Source organism: Sporosarcina sp. A2, assembly GCF_050858885.1.
Lineage (GTDB): Bacteria > Bacillota > Bacilli > Bacillales_A > Planococcaceae > Sporosarcina.
The window spans coordinates 1,675,710-1,692,221 of record NZ_CP193898.1 but is presented as its reverse complement, the minus strand read 5'-3'; the positions used below and the strand labels follow the sequence as shown (position 1 = coordinate 1,692,221).

Sequence of the window (16,512 nt, the reverse complement as noted above, 5' to 3'; positions counted from 1 at the left end):
CAGTAACTTAAACGTTAACCTCGACACCAGTCCCTATTTTATCAAACACAAATGCATATAACGCCGCAACTTCCTTCAACTGATTAAAACGGCCTGACTCTCCAAAGTGGCCAGCACCCATATTTGTTTTCATAACAAGAATATTATCATCGGTTTTCAGTTCTCGTAATCGCGCGACCCACTTCGCGGGTTCCCAATAGCCCACTCGTGGATCGTTCAAGCCTGTGGTTACGTAGAGATGCGGATAGTTCTTTGCTTCTACGTTGTCATATGGACTATATGATTTCATGTAGAAATATGCTTCTGATTCTTGAGGATTTCCCCATTCGTCCCATTCCAGTGTGGTAAGTGGGATGCTTGTGTCGAGCATCGTTGTAACAACGTCTACAAACGGAACTTCAGGGACAATGACTTTAAATAGATCTCCTGCCATATTAGAGACAGCTCCTGCAAGTAAACCTCCGGCACTACCTCCGCGTGCAGCCAGTTTGTCTGAAGTTGTATAGCCTTCTTCAATCAGGTAGTGGGCAGCTGCTATAAAATCAGTAAACGTGTTTCGTTTGTTCTGCATCTTTCCATCCTCGTACCACTGTTTCCCCATCTCAGATCCCCCACGTACTTGTGCGGTTACAAAGACAATACCTTTGTCTAATGCAGGTAGGCGATACGGACTGAAGTTCGGATCACTGTTAGCTCCATAAGATCCATACGCATACAGAATCATTGGAGCTGGTCCATGATCGAGTGCACCTTCTTTATAAACCACGTTTAATGGAACTTTTACGCCGTCATCTGCAGTGGCCCAGATTTGTTTTTGGCGGTAGCTTGAAGAGTCATAGGCCCCACTGACAGGTGCTACTTGCAAGCAGTTTCTTACTCCAGTTAAGAGATCGAGTCCGTACGTCGTTTCTGGCGTTAGCATCGACTCAAAACTGAGTAATACTTCAAAAGTATCGTAGTTTTGATTTGATTGAACTGAGACGGAATAGAGTGGCTCGTCCCATTGAATTTGTTCCAGTTGACCGTCTTTCAGTTCCCAGATTTGTGTTAACCCATTTTCTCGTCCCATGACTAGTAACTTATCCTTAAATGGATACATAGCTTGAAGGAAGCGATTCTCGTTATACGCGACAACGTTTTTCCTTGCATGTAAATCAGTGATTGGACAAATGAGTAGCTGGAAGTTTTGCGCGTCTTCATTAGTAAGAATCAGCAAGTTATCTTCCTGATGCTCAACATCGTATTCAATACCGTTACGTCTCTCGTCAACTAATTGGAGAGGAGAGAGAGGCGCATCTGCGTCAACCAGACGGATCTCACTCGTAGTTTTCGAATCCGCATGTACGATAATGTATTTTCCACTCTGAGATTTGTTCATATAGAGTGTGAAGGTCTCATTCGTCTCTTCATAAAGTAGTTCATCCTGATTGAACTCAGTCCCTAGACGATGACGCATGAATCTACTAGGACGTTCGTTTTCATCGACAGTAATATAGAACATATACTCACCACAACGGCTCCACTCCATGCTGCCATAGATGAAGACATCTGAAATTCGGTCGGAAAGAAGTTCTCCAGTTTCTAAGTTTTTAATGAAGATCGTATACCGGTCTGTCCCATCCCGATTCTCTAAATAGGCTAGCAGGCGATGATCGGTGCTTCGGCGCAAAGCTGTGACACTTAAATAATCACCTCCCTTGGCCAACTCATTTAGGTCAAGAATGATTTCTTCTTGAGCTTCAGGTAAAAGATCGCGCGTAGCTGCTTTCTTACGAGCGTATATAGGATATTGCTTGGCTTTGTCCATACGAGAGTAGTAAAAGTAAGGACCCTGTTGTACAGGAACGTTTACTTCGGTGTCTGGAACACGGTCCACCATGGCTTGATAAATCAGTTCTGTCTGTTCGTTAAGGGGTTGCATAATTTCATTGTAATACTGATTTTCTTCCACTATATACTCAATGACTTCGGGATTCGAACGATCTTTCAACCAATAATAATCGTCCTCGCGCACATCTTCATGCAATTTGTGAGGATGTGGGATTCGTTTTGCGATAGGTGGTTTCATAGTTAGTAAAACTCCTTCCTTCGATATAGGAATTGATTTCGTGATACATATCAAAAATCCTCTTTTTGGTGTAGGAATCAATTCGGGAAAGTGACTAGCGGTTACTAGAAATAGTGCGAAAACGGAATAAATAAAGACGTAGGAGGTTTATGAATTCTGTGGTATTAAAACTTTCTAAAGGATATTTCTGTAATAAATAGAATTATATAAACATACTTGCTGAAATATTGAAACCATCTGAATTCGTTCTCGTATAATAGATGAATCTAACTAAAAACGGAGGAGATAGTATGTCAAAGAGAGTATGGATTCTAGTAGTTAGTGGAATTTTATTGTCATCTATTTTCTTAATATTTGGTATTAATAAAATGAACGATGTAACTAATTCCTGGTACGGAGTTGCATTACATCAAGAAAGCAATAATGGTTTAACTTATTATGTTCTTTCGTTTAGAGGTGACTCGTTAGTTATTAATGATGAAAGTTTAGGAGGATATTTAGACTTTGAGATGAGTGAAGCGGAGGTTTATGCAAAAGCAGAAGAATTGCAAGCAAAAAAAGAGAAATTAACTTTGAAGTCAGGCGAATTTTCAGGCTATCGTGTCAAAAAGAATAAAGAGTTTTATGAAATTACCGTTCCTGGCAAGGAAGGATTTACCTATACATTTGAAAAAATCGCTCCTCGAAAATTTATGGGGGAGGATGGTATTCGTTTTAAGACGAGTTCATTTATTGATTAACTATAATGGATATGTGTTCAAAGAACATGAGCAAACGAGCGCTTTAACTTGATTTTGCTAGACAAGGAGAACTCAATACTGTGCAAAACAACATAGTTTTTAACCAAGCTATTCAAATGAATATACAACATCTACAGTTCTTCCGTTAATAGGATATGGTTTTTGGACGCTCTTGATGGAACATTTTTTAGCAAAATCAGATGTGATTGACATTTACTGTTGGGACGAAGAAATTGACACTATTGAAGAAATTCAATCTCAATTCATAGGAAAGATTAAAATTCGTAAAGAAGAAAAACTCACCATAATGACAGCTAGTAACAGCTCATTACTTACAGAGTATTTATTGAAAAGCCATTTAAATAACAGGGGTGAGTTAAAGTGGTTTACAGTAAATCTATACAAAGATTTGGCGTCTATGTTTTATGCAAGTCACTGGGGTACTGAGTTTGTTGTACCTCATGTTACGGAAAAAGATATTGCATTTATTGTAAGTGTTACTCCGGAAGAAACTATATTTCATCACTATCAAAATTAACATTCTCTTGAACGAATAGGAATAATTATAAGTTAAAAAGTAGTTCTCTTCTTAAGGGGTAGTGGTAGTTGAGTGAATATGAATATTTAATAAAAACACTAAATTGCAAGGAGGGGTACGTGTGTTACAGATCATCATTCCCGTTATGATTGGAATAGTTATCACTCTTATTTTTTCCCTTACTTTTAAAAAGTCCGAAAAAGTAGATAAAGGATTCAAAGTTAATTACTTTAATTTATCATACAGACGAAAAATGATTAGAAGCTTAACAAGTCTTCCTATATCGATTTTGGCACTCATTTTTATTTTCATCTATGCAGATTGGAGTATGTTAGCAAATGTGATTTTTAGCTTTCTTTTTATAACGGCTTATTCTGGTCAGGTCCTATACAATTTCTTCATGTGGAAGAAAGTTGAAGCCTAATTTGAGGAATATACTTTCAATAATAGGAGTTCAGCAAAAGGGGCGCAGCTGTGTTAAATTGGCTGCACTTCATTCGGGACAAACATAAATCTCTAGGGGGTGAGGTAGATGAGTGAAAGATTTCATCTGAGTTTCAAAAACAAAATAGTTAGAGTGTGTTTACTAATTATGATTCCAACTCTTATAACAGAAATAGTTCTACTGCAAACCACACAGATTCAAACAGCATATATTACAGGTTGCTTCCCCCTAGTATCTTGGATGATTTTTTACATATGGCTATACATTTTTAAAAGAAAACGACAGAAGTTACAATCTTTAACTTAATGGAGATGCCATGTAATATGATCCTTCTCCTGGATTTATCATGAGACAAAGCTGGATTGATGTTTAAAAGGCATACAGATCACGGATAGGAGACTTTTTTTCTGCTTGAATCTAACGTTACCGGAACAATAGAAGTTGATGTTCATACATTTGAAACGCTTTTTGGAAATGTGAAAGCGAATCCGGGTTATGAATCTATACGGGGGACTAATACTTTAAAGTTGATGGATACCCAACACACTATGACTCATGAGGAAATGGGTTACCAAAAGTATTTTAATCAATGGAGAGAGCAAGGTTTATTTAAATTTCAAGCAATTATCTCGTGGAAATAGAGAACAAGAAAATGTAGCTCATTTCGTAAATAAAGGACAGGTGATAAACCTTATGTATTATGAAATACGAAGTCTAGAAAGGCACGATCTTCGCTTTCTGAGAGAAATGGTTTATGAGTCGGCATTTGTTCCAGAAGGACAAAGACCTTTCCCAAGGACAATACTAGACGAACCATCTGTCTCAAAGTTTTTCGATGGGTGGGGAGAACAGAGTGATGATATTGGATTAATTGCAGAAAGAGGTGAACAGCCGGTTGGTGCCATTTGGTTGCGTCTGTTTGATAAAGAGCAAAAGAGCTATGGTGACGAGGAAACTCCGGAAATCGGAATGGCTATACTAAAAGAATTTCGGGGCAAAGGAATTGGAAGTACTTTAATGGGTATGCTCGAAACGCAAGCTAAAAACTATGGGTATCAGAAATTATTTTTAAGCGTAGACCCTAGAAATCCAGCTAGGCGTTTATACGAACACCTAGGATATGAACATGTTGGATGGGATGAAACTTTCTGGGCAATGGAAAAGGAATTAGTTTGACACAAATTAAACAGAGCAATCTATTGTTTGAATGGTTCACTGATAAGAATTGAGGCGTAGAAGATGAAGCCGAAAAAGAGCTATTGGATTATTAGTTTTGTGATCATGTTGTTGTTAATAATTATTGTGACGCTAGATTTTCAAAAAGATGGTTATGAAAAGAGCTTTGAAGAAGAACTAAGATATTATGAGAATCTAAAAACGCGTAATGTTGAAGAGGATTTGCAATTTGCATTAATATTATCAAATGATAATAAAGTAGAAATAGCTAAAAGTACATATAGATCCATTCTAGAAAAAAGTCCTGTTAATGAAATGGCAAATCACAGAATGGCAATCCTAGCGACTGATGACGGAAATCTAGCGGAAGCTAAAAAGTACTTCGAGAAAAACATTCAAACTAATTCTCAAAACCAAGTCAATTACTATAATTACGCATTGTTATTCTTAGTTGAAGATTTAGACCATGCAGGTTCGATGATGACAAAGGCTCTTGAATTTTCAGATGAAGAACATAAACAATTTTATAAGAATTGGATAAATATAATAGAAAGTATTAAAAAAGATGAACTAAGAGGGTATCAAAATTTAATGAAGAACGATGATTTCTACTTACCTAATGTAATTAAACTACAGATAGAGGACAAATTAAGTGGTGAAAAGATATGAAGTTTCGGAAAACACGAGGTCTAATTAGAATTTTTAAAGCTTCTTTCATCAGTATGTTCTTTATGTTAATTTACTTACTTTTTATTGCTTTTTTATTCGTATTTATTGAATCTGGCAACACTTTAAAGATAGTAGCGATATCGATATTATTATTAGCTCTTTTATTTGTGTTTTATAAAGGCAAGTTCGATTTTTACTTTAAACTGTTTCCTTTTATGGGTTTGATTTTTTTACCTATTATCATAAGTATCAATAACCATTTGATTCAAGAGTTAGGTACAGAACAAGTCACTCCCAGTAATAAAATGAATATGTTGAGTTCTGCAGTAGCAGAGAAAATTAATGCCACATATTCCATATTAACCTATCAAAATCATGAGGTTGGAAACTTAAATATTATCTATCCATCTATATTACATAAAGAAGCTGCTGATTTAATTACTTTGCAGCCATATCTTTCATCGCTAAATAACTATTTTCCCGGAAGTATGCAAAGCGATTCTATCACTGTCACTTTATACGATGAGAAACTTTTTATGTACAACAAATTTAACGCGCGAAATGCAATAGCTAGATTCAAAAATGGTGAAATTCAACTATTTTATAATGATGAAAATTCAACTCTAATACGCGAAGCTTTGGTTCATGAATATATCCATGCTTTATTTAACGATTATAAAAAAACATTAAATGCACAACATATTCCGGTTTGGGTTGAAGAAGGTTTAGCTGAATATAGTAGATGTGAGTTTGTAGAAGAAGAAGGGGAAATCTGTTTTGAGGACGAGGATAATTTGAAAAGCGACATTCCTTTAGAAAATCTACAAACTATAAACGATTGGAGCCATATATATGATATTTCTTCTGCATACTATACCAGCTATCATAAAGTAAGAGAGCTAGTGGAGGTTTATGGTGCCGACTTCCTCCAAGAAATCAATAAATGAAATATCGTACTGGATCTAGCTTCTTCATTATAAAATGCTCTGGTACGATTTTTATACACTCAGCCCAAGTTCGAGAATTTAAATTGATTAAAGTGAATACATAGGACTTTCAATGGATGGCAGCGTTATATTATTAAATTATACATGAGGTGAAACTATGGGATTTTGGTATTTCTTAATATTATTTGTAGGATTGTTCTTAGTAGTTAAAGGGTTACTTAGGCATAAAAAGTTGGGCTTGGTATTTGTAGGACTATTATGTATTTCGTTCTCAATATTTATGTTTACGCCAGGAAGTGATGAACTAATTTTAGACTTCTTCAAGTTTAATTAAAGTGAGCTTATAGCAATTGGTGTAGATGGAACAGAAAGGTGAAGTAATGTGTAAAGAAGAAACTTGAGTATTATTTCATTGTAATGGTTTACTTTGTTCATTATTTTTACTTTTATTACACTAATTGAAGTGAACGGAACCTCGGAAATTGGAAATATTGTGGTCATTTCTTTAATAATTGCTGCATTTCTTACTGCATTTTTTAGCGGGAAAGGGAAGATTAGAAACTTTGCTCAAATTGTTTCCTCGATTCCAGTACTTTTTCTATTTGGCTTGGTTTTACTTCCGAAATTATATTTATTCGAGCAATAATCGAGGGCAGTTGTGTAACAACAGCTTCACTTCCATCGGGCTAGTTGAAAATAGATTCTAGAGTGCGTTGTGAGATCATAGTGAATCACAGATAAAGTGACTCGAAGAAAACAAGTCAAATCAAATTATGAAGTAAACGATGAAATCATCTATATTCAGGAAAGAATATAAATAAAGCTCAAAATTATTGTACTTAAATTCCTGATAGTGATTTAGTTCATAATCTGGTGCACTATCCTAACGATAAACAGTTCTTAACTTCAGGATTAATCAAAATGTTAAAAAAGGTAGGAGTTTCAAAAATGATTGAAACCCTGAGAATAAGCGGTTTTATAGATGTTTCGAGATAAATATTAGTGCGTTCGTTTTAAATATCAAACGAACTAGTTGCAATTTCAACTTACATCTGTTAATCTAAAGAAGTATTATTTTTGTTCGTTTCGGATTAAGACAATATTTTGTTTTTCGTCTAAGGTATTTGAGCAAGCATAGTAACATAATGTGGGATAACCGCACTAGGAGGAAATTAATTATGGAACAAGGTACAGTAAAATGGTTTAACGCAGAAAAAGGTTTTGGTTTCATCGAACGTGAAGCAGGGGAAGATGTATTCGTACATTTCTCAGCAATCCAAAGTGAAGGTTTCAAATCTTTAGACGAAGGTCAAAGTGTAACATTTGAAATCGAACAAGGACAACGTGGCCTACAAGCTACAAACGTTCAAAAAGCTTAATTTTAGCTTTAAAAAGACCCTATTTATAGGGTCTTTTTTTTGTCTAAATTTAATAATGCATGTCACTTTGTTGATTGTCCACAATTAGGGCCGCAAATCAATTAGGGTTAATCCATATGAAAAGCCGTCATCTGCAGTTTCTCAGATGACGGCTTTTTGTTAAAAGAAATAAAGTCCTATACTAATAATGATTCCGCTAAGCACGAGTACGAACACACAATAACCCATAATATCTTTTGCGCGCAGACCAGCAATCGCAAGTGCAGGTAGAGCCCAGAATGGCTGGATCATATTGGTCCAGGCATCACCCCATGCAATGGCCATAGCTGTTTTGGAATAGCTTACACCAAGTGATTGAGCAGCATCGAGCATGATTGGTGCCTGCACCGCCCATTGGCCACCACCAGAAGGGACGAAGAAGTTGACGATACCAGCAGCATAAAATGCAAAGAGCGGGAATGTCGCAACTGTTGAGATGTTTACAAAACCTTCCGAAATCACCCCAGCGAGTCCTGAAGTCACCATCATCCCCATGATTCCTGCATAGAACGGGAACTGAATAATGATTCCACCGGCAGTTTTGACTGCGTTTGTAACGGCTGCCAGAAAGAGTCTAGGCGTACCGTGGAAGATGATTCCGAGAATGAAGAATATGAAATTGACGATGTTGAGATTCAAGTCGAACCCATTGACCCCGAAGTGTCGAACTAGATAGATAACCCCTAGTAATCCAAGTAGATCCAGCTGTCTTCGAGACGGCTAGCAGGAGTCTTCTCTTGCACTTCATCGACGATTAATTCATCTGTCAGCAGTTTCGGATCGACTGCTACCGTATCTTCCGGTTTTGGCATCATGAAACGGTTCAAAATAGGTAATGTCACGAAGATAGCGCCGACAATGAGCAGATTATAGAGCGAGAAGATCGTTTCGGAAGTTGGGATAACACCCATGATCTCAGCAAATGGATGATCTGCAGTTGCTATTGACAATGGAATCGAACCACCCAAACCGCCATGCCAAACGATGAATCCTGAATAGGCACTCGCAATCAACAAGCGATAGTCGACTGTTTTTACTTTCTTCGCAATTTCTTTTGCGAACAATGCCCCAATAACTAAACCGAATCCCCAGTTAATCCAGCAAGCGATCAAAGAAACCACTGTGACGAGTACAATTGCTGAGCCAGGAGACTTTGCCAGTCCCGCTAAATTACTTAGCCCTTTTTTAAACAAGGGACTGCTAGCAAGCACATGACCAGCAACTAGTACGATGACCATTTGCATCGTAAAGGATAGCAATCCCCAGAAGCCATCCCCCCAGAATACGACCATATCGAGTGGACTTGAATCTGTCAGGCCAAGCCCGAGTGCGAAAACGACGAGTGTCAGTATCGCAACAAATATGTACGGATCCGGTAAATACCGTTCCATGATCGTATTCGACCATTTCGTAAGCACGCGCATCTTTCTTTCCCCCTTTTAGTTGTTACCCTAATAAGACTAACATATTAAATTTCAGAAGAGAATATGTTTTCAGTTGAATAACATTTTTATATAAAAGACTGTCATATGAATTCGGATTTGTAAGAAAGTTAGGGAGGGGTAGGATTCACTTTGTAACCCGAGTGAACTTCTCTCAAAATGTACATGCTGTAAAAGTGAATCTGTTCCATCATGCTCCCGATTGAATGAATATTAAAATGAACCTATTTGATTAAACAACGAGCAAGTTATTTGGTTATGAATTTTGTGAGAATCTAACTTGATTGGTAATAGCGAAAAAATATATTTATCAGTCCCAAACTTTTTATCGAAGTTGCCCGTCAAATAAGTAATACGTGATCGCGACATGTTGAAAACTGAAGAAGGTGGATCATTTGTCATGACAAATCATGAAAAATTCGAACTGGTCGAAAAGTTTATTATTGAAAACCAAGCAGCCCATTATAGGCTTGCCTATAGCTATGTAAAGAACAAAGAGAATGCCCTGGATATTGTACAAGAAGCGATTGTCAAAGCGTTACAATCGATAGATCGATTGGATGAAACAAAGTATTTAAAAACCTGGTTCTATCGCATTCTCGTGAATACTTCAATCGACTTTATACGAAAGCATCAGCGTGTCACGATAGTGGACAATGATGTTCTCGATGGATATTTAACGCAAACAGAAGACGAACAGATGGATATGGATTTACTAGACGTGCTTGATGACCTTACGACTTATGAAAAATCAATAATTTTTCTACGATTCTTTGAAGATATGAAAATCGAAGAAGTTGCAAATATACTAGGTGAAAACGTAAATACAACGAAAACGAAATTATATCGAACCCTGAAAAAATTGCGCTTTGAAATCGGAGAGGAGTATAGACTATGAAGAAAATTACTAAACTTAAGCAGGACTATGAGAATATTGAAATCCCATCTGAACTGGAAGACATAGTGAAACAGTCTATCCAGCATGCGAAGACCACTCGTAAAAAAGGAAGTCCTATTAAAAAGGGAGTACTTGGAGTTGCCGCAGCTGCAGCATTGTTTGTCGGTAGCATAAATGTCAGTCCGGCTTTTGCTCGGTCAATGGTGCATATTCCTATACTTGGACAAATTGTGGACGTCTTCACAGTCCAAACGCTAACAGTGGATAAAGGAACGTATCAGGCGGAACTGAAAACTCCGGGGATTACTGGTTTGGAGAACAAAGACTTAGAAGCCGCATTGAATGAAAAATACATTGAAGAAAACAAAGCACTCTATCAGCAATTCGAACAAGAAGTTACTGAAATGGAAAAGATAGGCGAAGGACACCTAGGAATGGACGCGGGATACGAGGTAAAAACCTATACTGAACAATTACTATCGATAGCACGTTTTGAAGTGAATGCAGTGGGGTCGTCATCTACAACGATGCAATACGATACATTGGATAAGCAAAATGGTGTCTTGATTACCTTGCCTAGTCTATTTAAAGATGACACTTATATAGAAGTCATAAGTTCTTATCTAAAGGATGAAATGCATTTCCAAATGTCAGCAGATGACGACATTAGCTATTTCGAGTTGGAAGGAGATGGCCTTGATTTCAAATCGATTCAGCCTGATCAAAGCTTCTATATTACGGAGAACCATAAACTAGTGATATCGTTTGATAAATATGAAATTGCTCCGGGGTATATGGGTATCATTACATTTGAAATTCCTTCAGAAGTTTTAAAGGATGTTCTTGTGAGTGACAATTATATTCGGTGAATTGTTAAGCAGCAGTGGATGAATAAGCTAGTCTGCTGCTGTCCTTCTAGTAATAAAATTACTTTATCCTTACATAAGCTTCACCCTAGTGGGCTGTTCCCAATAGATATTCTTGATGAAAGGTGATTTGGTTTGATATGAGTCAACTCAATACAGAAAGTCGTAAGAAAAGAAGGAAATTAAAAATACACTATTTCATCGTTCTTTTACTTTTTATATTCTTTGCCGGATTTTTTGTAGGAAAAACGTATGCCGCTTACGAATTGGAAAGTATCCCTGACGAATCACCCCTACCAACAAAAGAAGTACCTATGACGTCATTAGAAAAAGCCATACCTATTATCCCTGTTGAAGAACAAACAGAAATTGAAGAGCCTGCTGGTAAAGTGGTCTATTTGACGTTTGATGATGGACCTAGCAAGTTGACTGAAGAGTTTTTAGATGTATTACAAGAACGTGATATAAAAGCGACGTTTTTCATGCAAGGAAGTAACTTGAAGAAGGAGCATCTGCAAAAAAGTGTGAAACGTGCAGTACAAGAAGGGCATTATATCGGGGGGCATAGTATGACTCATGATTTTAAGCAACTTTACTCAAATGAACAATTCGTACCTGAAATGTTGAAAACACTGAACTTGATTCGAGAGATTACAGGAACAGATCCTACGTTGGTTCGACCACCTTACGGATCAGCTCCAGGGCTGAAAAATGAGCAAATGCGGAAACAACTCGCTAATATGCATATTAAAATCTGGGATTGGACAATCGACTCAAAAGATTGGGAACTTCCAGGAAACCCTGCTCAAATAGTTGAAAATATTAAACGTGAGACCACGGCTGACAGAGAAATCGTTTTAATGCATGAAAAAGTACAGACGTTAGAGGCCCTACCAGGCATTATAGATTTCTATGAAGAACAAGGTTATGATTTCGAAGTTTATGATGATGCTCATCATTTTGTCCTCAATTTCCAAAATGATCCTGCACTTTAGGTAGGGGCAAGGTTAATGAGATTGGTATTCCTTGCTGGAAGAGTATGTAGCACAGGTAGTTGCTTTTTATGTGCGATTGTCTGTGTAACATGTACTATAGCGATTTACAACTCCATCTAGTTGAACGATCACTATTGATCAATTGCTAGCAGTGGACCAAAAATAGAACCGTATCAAAATACAGCAGTCACTTCCGAATGGGTAATCGGGGGGGACTGCTTTTTTAATGACTGAAGTAAATGATAGAGACACACATGATTATTAGAATATAAAGGGTATTTGAACACCCAAGTATTCGATGTATAGTACGACGAGTTTGAAAGTCGTGTCTTAGGTTATGAGATTACCCGTACACCAGATCTATCCTACGAAATAACTTTCGTGTGTAGCGTTCTTTTTGTTTAAAGTGCACATAGTTATCTAAGAGGAATAATCATAGAGTGAATAGTGTGGAAAAGCGTAAGGAGAATAAAGATAAGGTAGGTGTTTTTTTGAACTATCCATCGAAACGGTTGGGACAAATTCCCCCTTACTTGTTTGCAGAAATCAATAAGAAAAAAGCTGCGATGATCGAAAATGGAGTGGATGTTATTGACTTAGGGATAGGGGATCCTGATCTACCGACACCGTCTCATATTGTTGAAAAGCTGGTAGAGGAACTGCAAAATCCTGCTAATTTCAACTATCCCAATTTTATAGGTTGTCTCTCATATCGTCAGTCCATCGCTGACTTTTATTTGCGGCACTATGGAGTGGAGCTTGACCCAGAAACAGAAGTGCTTGCTCTTATCGGTTCTAAAGAAGGGATTGCTCATTTGGTTCCTGCACTGATTGATCCGGGAGATACGGTTTTAATACCGGATCCAAGCTACCCTGTGTATAGAATGGCAACGTTACTGGCAAATGGTAACTATTACGATATGCCATTGCTGAAAGAAAATAATTTTGAACCTGACTTTCGTTTAATTCCTCAAGATGTCATTGACCGTTCTAAATTAATGTTTTTAAACTATCCAGGAAATCCAACTTCTGCTACTGTGGATATTGATTTTTTCAAGGATGCTGTTACGTTTTCAAAAGAACACTCAATCCCGATTGCTCATGATTCTGCTTACAATATGGTGACATATTCAGAGTATAAAGCGCCAAGCATTTTGCAGGTTGAGGGTTCTAAAGAAGTGGCTATTGAATTCGGTTCATTTTCAAAAACCTATAATATGACGGGTTGGAGAATCGGATATGTCGTTGGAAATAAGGAAATTATTAAAGCACTATCTATTCTTAAGAGTAATACGGATACGGGACAGTTTACACCTATCCAAAAAGCTGCAGCATTTGCATTAGATAGTGACCAAAGTTGTATCAAAACGCATAACCGTATTTATGAAGAAAGAATGGCGGTCGTATTAGAAGGTCTAGCTTCTATCGGAATAGATGTAGAGGCGCCTAAAGGAAGTTTCTTTGTTTGGGCACCTGTCCCTGAAGGCTTTACTTCCACTGAATTCGTCACAAACGTGTTAGAGAAAACAGGAGTTATCCTCACTCCTGGCAACGCTTTCGGACCAAGTGGAGAGGGGTATTTCCGTATCTCATTATCCGTTCCAAACGAGAGACTTTTTGAAGCCATTACTAGAATCAAAGAAAGTCTATAACTTGTCGAAGCGGAATAATTAACGATTTTAATAATAATGTACGTACTATAAAAATTGGAGGAAGCTAAATGAAAAACTGTCTAAATTATATTGACGGCGAGTGGATCGAATCGTCATCCGGTGCCTATGTAGAGATTTTGAATCCTGCAAATGGAAACGTTTTAGGGCAAGTTACTCAATCGACTGAAGCAGATGTCGATCGCGCTGTTCAAGCTGCTAAAAAAGCTCAAAAAGAATGGCGTCTCGTTCCGGCACCTGAGCGTGCGGAATACTTATATAAAATTGCAGGTTTGTTGAAGGAACGTAAAGAAGAATTGTCGCAAATTCTTACGAGTGAAATGGGCAAAGTGATTGATGAGGCTCGCGGAGAAGTTCAGGAAGCAATAGATATGGCTTTTTACATGGCGGGAGAAGGTCGTCGTCTCTTTGGTGATACAGTTCCTTCGGAGCTTCGAAACAAATTTGCGATGAGTGTACGCGTTCCAATTGGAGTTGCGGGACTGATCACACCTTGGAATTTCCCGATTGCCATCGCCTCGTGGAAGTCATTTCCGGCTCTTGTTTCAGGAAATGCGGTTGTATGGAAACCGGCAACTGAAACTCCTATTATTGCCTATGAATTTGCGAAGATCTTTGAAGAAGCAGGATTGCCAAAAGGTTTACTAAATCTAGTGAATGGTTCGGGAAGAGAAGTAGGTAATGCAATGGTAGAACATCCAACTATCGATTTGATTTCCTTTACAGGTTCGAATGAGGTAGGGAGCGCCATTAATGCGCGGGCTGGAGAGCTTTTAAAACGAACATCTCTTGAAATGGGCGGTAAAAACGCTGTGATTGTTTTGGAAGATGCTGATCTGGATCTTGCGGTTGACGGCATTCTGTGGGGTGCTTTTGGTACAAGCGGCCAAAGATGTACAGCGACGAGCCGAATTATCGTTCATCAGGATATAAAAGAGGCTCTAGAGAAAAAGCTCGTTGACCGTATTGGTGAATTATCTCTTGGTGATGGTGCAGACGAAACGGTGAAAGTAGGTCCAGTGATCAATCGAGCCTCCCTCGAAAAAATCCATGACTTCGTGAAAATTGGACTGGGAGAAGGGGCTATACTTCTTGCTGGAGGAAGTGTTGTAACAGACAACGGACTAGATACAGGTAATTTCTATGCACCTACCATTTTTACCGATGTGACAGACGAGATGCGAATTGCCCAAGAGGAAATATTTGGACCAGTCGTGTCCATTATTGCAGTGTGGAGTTTGGAAGAAGCGATTGAAGTGAACAATCGTGTGGAATTTGGTTTATCTAGCTCTATTTTCACATCCAATGTCAATCAAGCTTTCGAAGCGATGAGGGATCTGGACACGGGAATAGTTTATATTAATGCGGGTACGACTGGAGCGGAAATCCATTTGCCGTTCGGCGGAACAAAAGGTACGGGCAATGGTCATCGAGATTCAGGAGTAGCTGCGCTTGATGTCTATACTGAATGGAAATCCGTCTATGTAGACTTTAGTGGGAAATTACAAAGAGCACAAATTGATAACTATTAAGTATTGAAAAAGACAGCCGCCAGCATTATTGACGTTGAATTATCGTCAGTAGTACTGGCGGTTTTTAAATTTCTTAGAATGCTCATTAAATCGCTGTGTGAATCATTCACACAGCTTGGACATATAGTTAACAAACTTGTTGCTCGTGGATGAGGGACAAACAATAGACCGACACAAGTTGAAAAAGGAGGAAAGATACATCTATAGTCGTAAGCGTTCGTAAATATAAAACTGGGGGATTACTCATGAAAAAAATGTTGTTGTTTGCGGTTCTGTCTTTAGTGATGGCAGCTCTACTTGCGGGTTGTGGAGACAAAGGTAAGAACAAAAAAGACGAAGTGGCGAACTCGGATGTATCAGATCGGATCACCGATTCAAACGTTATGAAAGTAGCGTTTGAAGGGACGTACCCACCCTTTAACTTCCTCAATGATAATGACGAGTTCCAAGGATTTGATGTAGACATTTCAAATGAAATTGCTAAGAGATTGGGCGTTGAAGCTGAATTTATTGCAACAAAATGGGATGGATTAATTGGAGGACTTAAAGCAGATAAGTTCGATATTATTATCGGTCAGATGACGGTTACAGAAGAACGGAAGAAAAGTGTGGATTTCACGGATCCTTACGTGGTGACAGGTTCTGTATTAGTTACGCGTGAAGATACGGACGATATTACAGAGCTTGCGGATATTAAAGGGAAGAAAGTAGGCGTCGGTGGTGGAACCACTTTCGAAGAAGTTGCTAATAGTGTTGAAGGTGCAGACGTGAAATTGTATAAAGCGGTTGGTGACTATATTCAAGATTTAACAAATAAGCGGTTGGATGTCATAATTAATGACCAGTTGCTGATGAACTATAACATTAAAGAGAACAACCTACCAATTAAGGTTACGAGCGAGATATTAAATAAAGATGAAATTGGTATGGCAGTAAATAAAGGAAATGAAGTTTTCGTTGAAAAAGTAAATAACGCATTAAAGGAAATGAAAGAAGATGGAACTTATAAAGAAATCTATAAGAAGTGGTTCGGAACAGATCCGCTAGACATATGATGAACTCCTAGGGTAAACCGCGAAATGGGTGTTGCTTACCCTAGGAGTTTTGT

Annotated in this window: 14 protein-coding genes and 1 pseudogene; 13 read left to right on the top strand and 2 right to left on the bottom strand. The window is 37.9% G+C overall.

Features of this window, described 5'->3' with window-relative positions; genetic code table 11:
- Nucleotides 1-7: 7 nt before the first annotated feature.
- Nucleotides 8-2,068, bottom strand: a complete 2,061-nt coding sequence (locus ACRPI0_RS08380) for a S9 family peptidase (protein WP_432351976.1) — start codon at nt 2,066-2,068, stop codon at nt 8-10.
- 290 nt (nt 2,069-2,358) lie between these two features.
- Here ACRPI0_RS08380 and ACRPI0_RS08375 point away from each other — a divergent pair, with 290 nt between their 5' ends.
- From ACRPI0_RS08375 to ACRPI0_RS08345, 7 genes are all read left to right on the top strand, one after another.
- Nucleotides 2,359-2,808 (top strand): hypothetical protein, encoded by a 450-nt coding sequence (locus tag ACRPI0_RS08375; RefSeq protein WP_432351975.1) that lies wholly within the window; start codon nt 2,359-2,361, stop codon nt 2,806-2,808.
- Between the two features lie 175 nt (nt 2,809-2,983).
- Nucleotides 2,984-3,346 (top strand): hypothetical protein, encoded by a 363-nt coding sequence (locus ACRPI0_RS08370; protein ID WP_432351973.1) that lies wholly within the window; start codon nt 2,984-2,986, stop codon nt 3,344-3,346.
- A 121-nt stretch (nt 3,347-3,467) separates the two neighbouring features.
- A complete protein-coding gene (locus tag ACRPI0_RS08365; RefSeq protein ID WP_432351971.1) occupies nt 3,468-3,770 on the top strand; it encodes a hypothetical protein in 303 nt (100 codons plus the stop codon).
- A 576-nt stretch (nt 3,771-4,346) separates the two neighbouring features.
- Nucleotides 4,347-4,967: a GNAT family N-acetyltransferase gene (locus tag ACRPI0_RS08360; RefSeq protein ID WP_432351969.1), complete on the top strand. Its 621-nt coding sequence runs from the start codon at nt 4,347-4,349 to the stop codon at nt 4,965-4,967.
- 63 nt (nt 4,968-5,030) lie between these two features.
- Nucleotides 5,031-5,636, top strand: coding sequence for a tetratricopeptide repeat protein (locus ACRPI0_RS08355; RefSeq protein ID WP_432351967.1), 606 nt, complete (start codon nt 5,031-5,033; stop codon nt 5,634-5,636).
- A 62-nt stretch (nt 5,637-5,698) separates the two neighbouring features.
- Complete coding sequence (locus tag ACRPI0_RS08350; RefSeq protein WP_432351965.1) at nt 5,699-6,583, top strand: hypothetical protein; 885 nt, start codon at nt 5,699-5,701, stop codon at nt 6,581-6,583.
- A gap of 1,178 nt (nt 6,584-7,761) precedes the next feature.
- Nucleotides 7,762-7,962 (top strand): cold-shock protein, encoded by a 201-nt coding sequence (locus tag ACRPI0_RS08345; RefSeq protein ID WP_025783429.1) that lies wholly within the window; start codon nt 7,762-7,764, stop codon nt 7,960-7,962.
- Nucleotides 7,963-8,121: 159 nt separating this feature from the next.
- Here ACRPI0_RS08345 and ACRPI0_RS08340 read toward each other — a convergent pair.
- Nucleotides 8,122-9,425, bottom strand: a pseudogene (locus ACRPI0_RS08340) (short-chain fatty acid transporter).
- Between the two features lie 418 nt (nt 9,426-9,843).
- Between ACRPI0_RS08340 and ACRPI0_RS08335 the strand changes: the two are divergent.
- The 6 genes from ACRPI0_RS08335 (at nt 9,844) to ACRPI0_RS08310 (ending at nt 16,459) form a co-directional block, all read left to right on the top strand.
- Nucleotides 9,844-10,341: an RNA polymerase sigma factor gene (locus tag ACRPI0_RS08335; protein ID WP_432351962.1), complete on the top strand. Its 498-nt coding sequence runs from the start codon at nt 9,844-9,846 to the stop codon at nt 10,339-10,341.
- Nucleotides 10,338-11,210, top strand: coding sequence for an RsiV family protein (locus tag ACRPI0_RS08330; RefSeq protein WP_432351960.1), 873 nt, complete (start codon nt 10,338-10,340; stop codon nt 11,208-11,210). The genes ACRPI0_RS08335 and ACRPI0_RS08330 overlap by 4 nt, the downstream gene beginning before the upstream one ends.
- Before the next feature lie 137 nt (nt 11,211-11,347).
- Nucleotides 11,348-12,202 carry a polysaccharide deacetylase family protein gene (locus tag ACRPI0_RS08325; RefSeq protein WP_432355909.1) on the top strand — a complete coding sequence of 285 codons (855 nt, stop codon included), beginning with the start codon at nt 11,348-11,350 and terminating at the stop codon, nt 12,200-12,202.
- Between the two features lie 491 nt (nt 12,203-12,693).
- On the top strand, nt 12,694-13,854 hold the full coding sequence (locus ACRPI0_RS08320) for an LL-diaminopimelate aminotransferase (RefSeq protein WP_432355908.1): 1,161 nt from the start codon (nt 12,694-12,696) through the stop codon (nt 13,852-13,854).
- Between the two features lie 68 nt (nt 13,855-13,922).
- Nucleotides 13,923-15,404 carry an aldehyde dehydrogenase family protein gene (locus ACRPI0_RS08315; protein WP_432351958.1) on the top strand — a complete coding sequence of 494 codons (1,482 nt, stop codon included), beginning with the start codon at nt 13,923-13,925 and terminating at the stop codon, nt 15,402-15,404.
- A gap of 245 nt (nt 15,405-15,649) precedes the next feature.
- Nucleotides 15,650-16,459: a transporter substrate-binding domain-containing protein gene (locus ACRPI0_RS08310; protein ID WP_432351956.1), complete on the top strand. Its 810-nt coding sequence runs from the start codon at nt 15,650-15,652 to the stop codon at nt 16,457-16,459.
- Nucleotides 16,460-16,512: the final 53 nt, after the last annotated feature.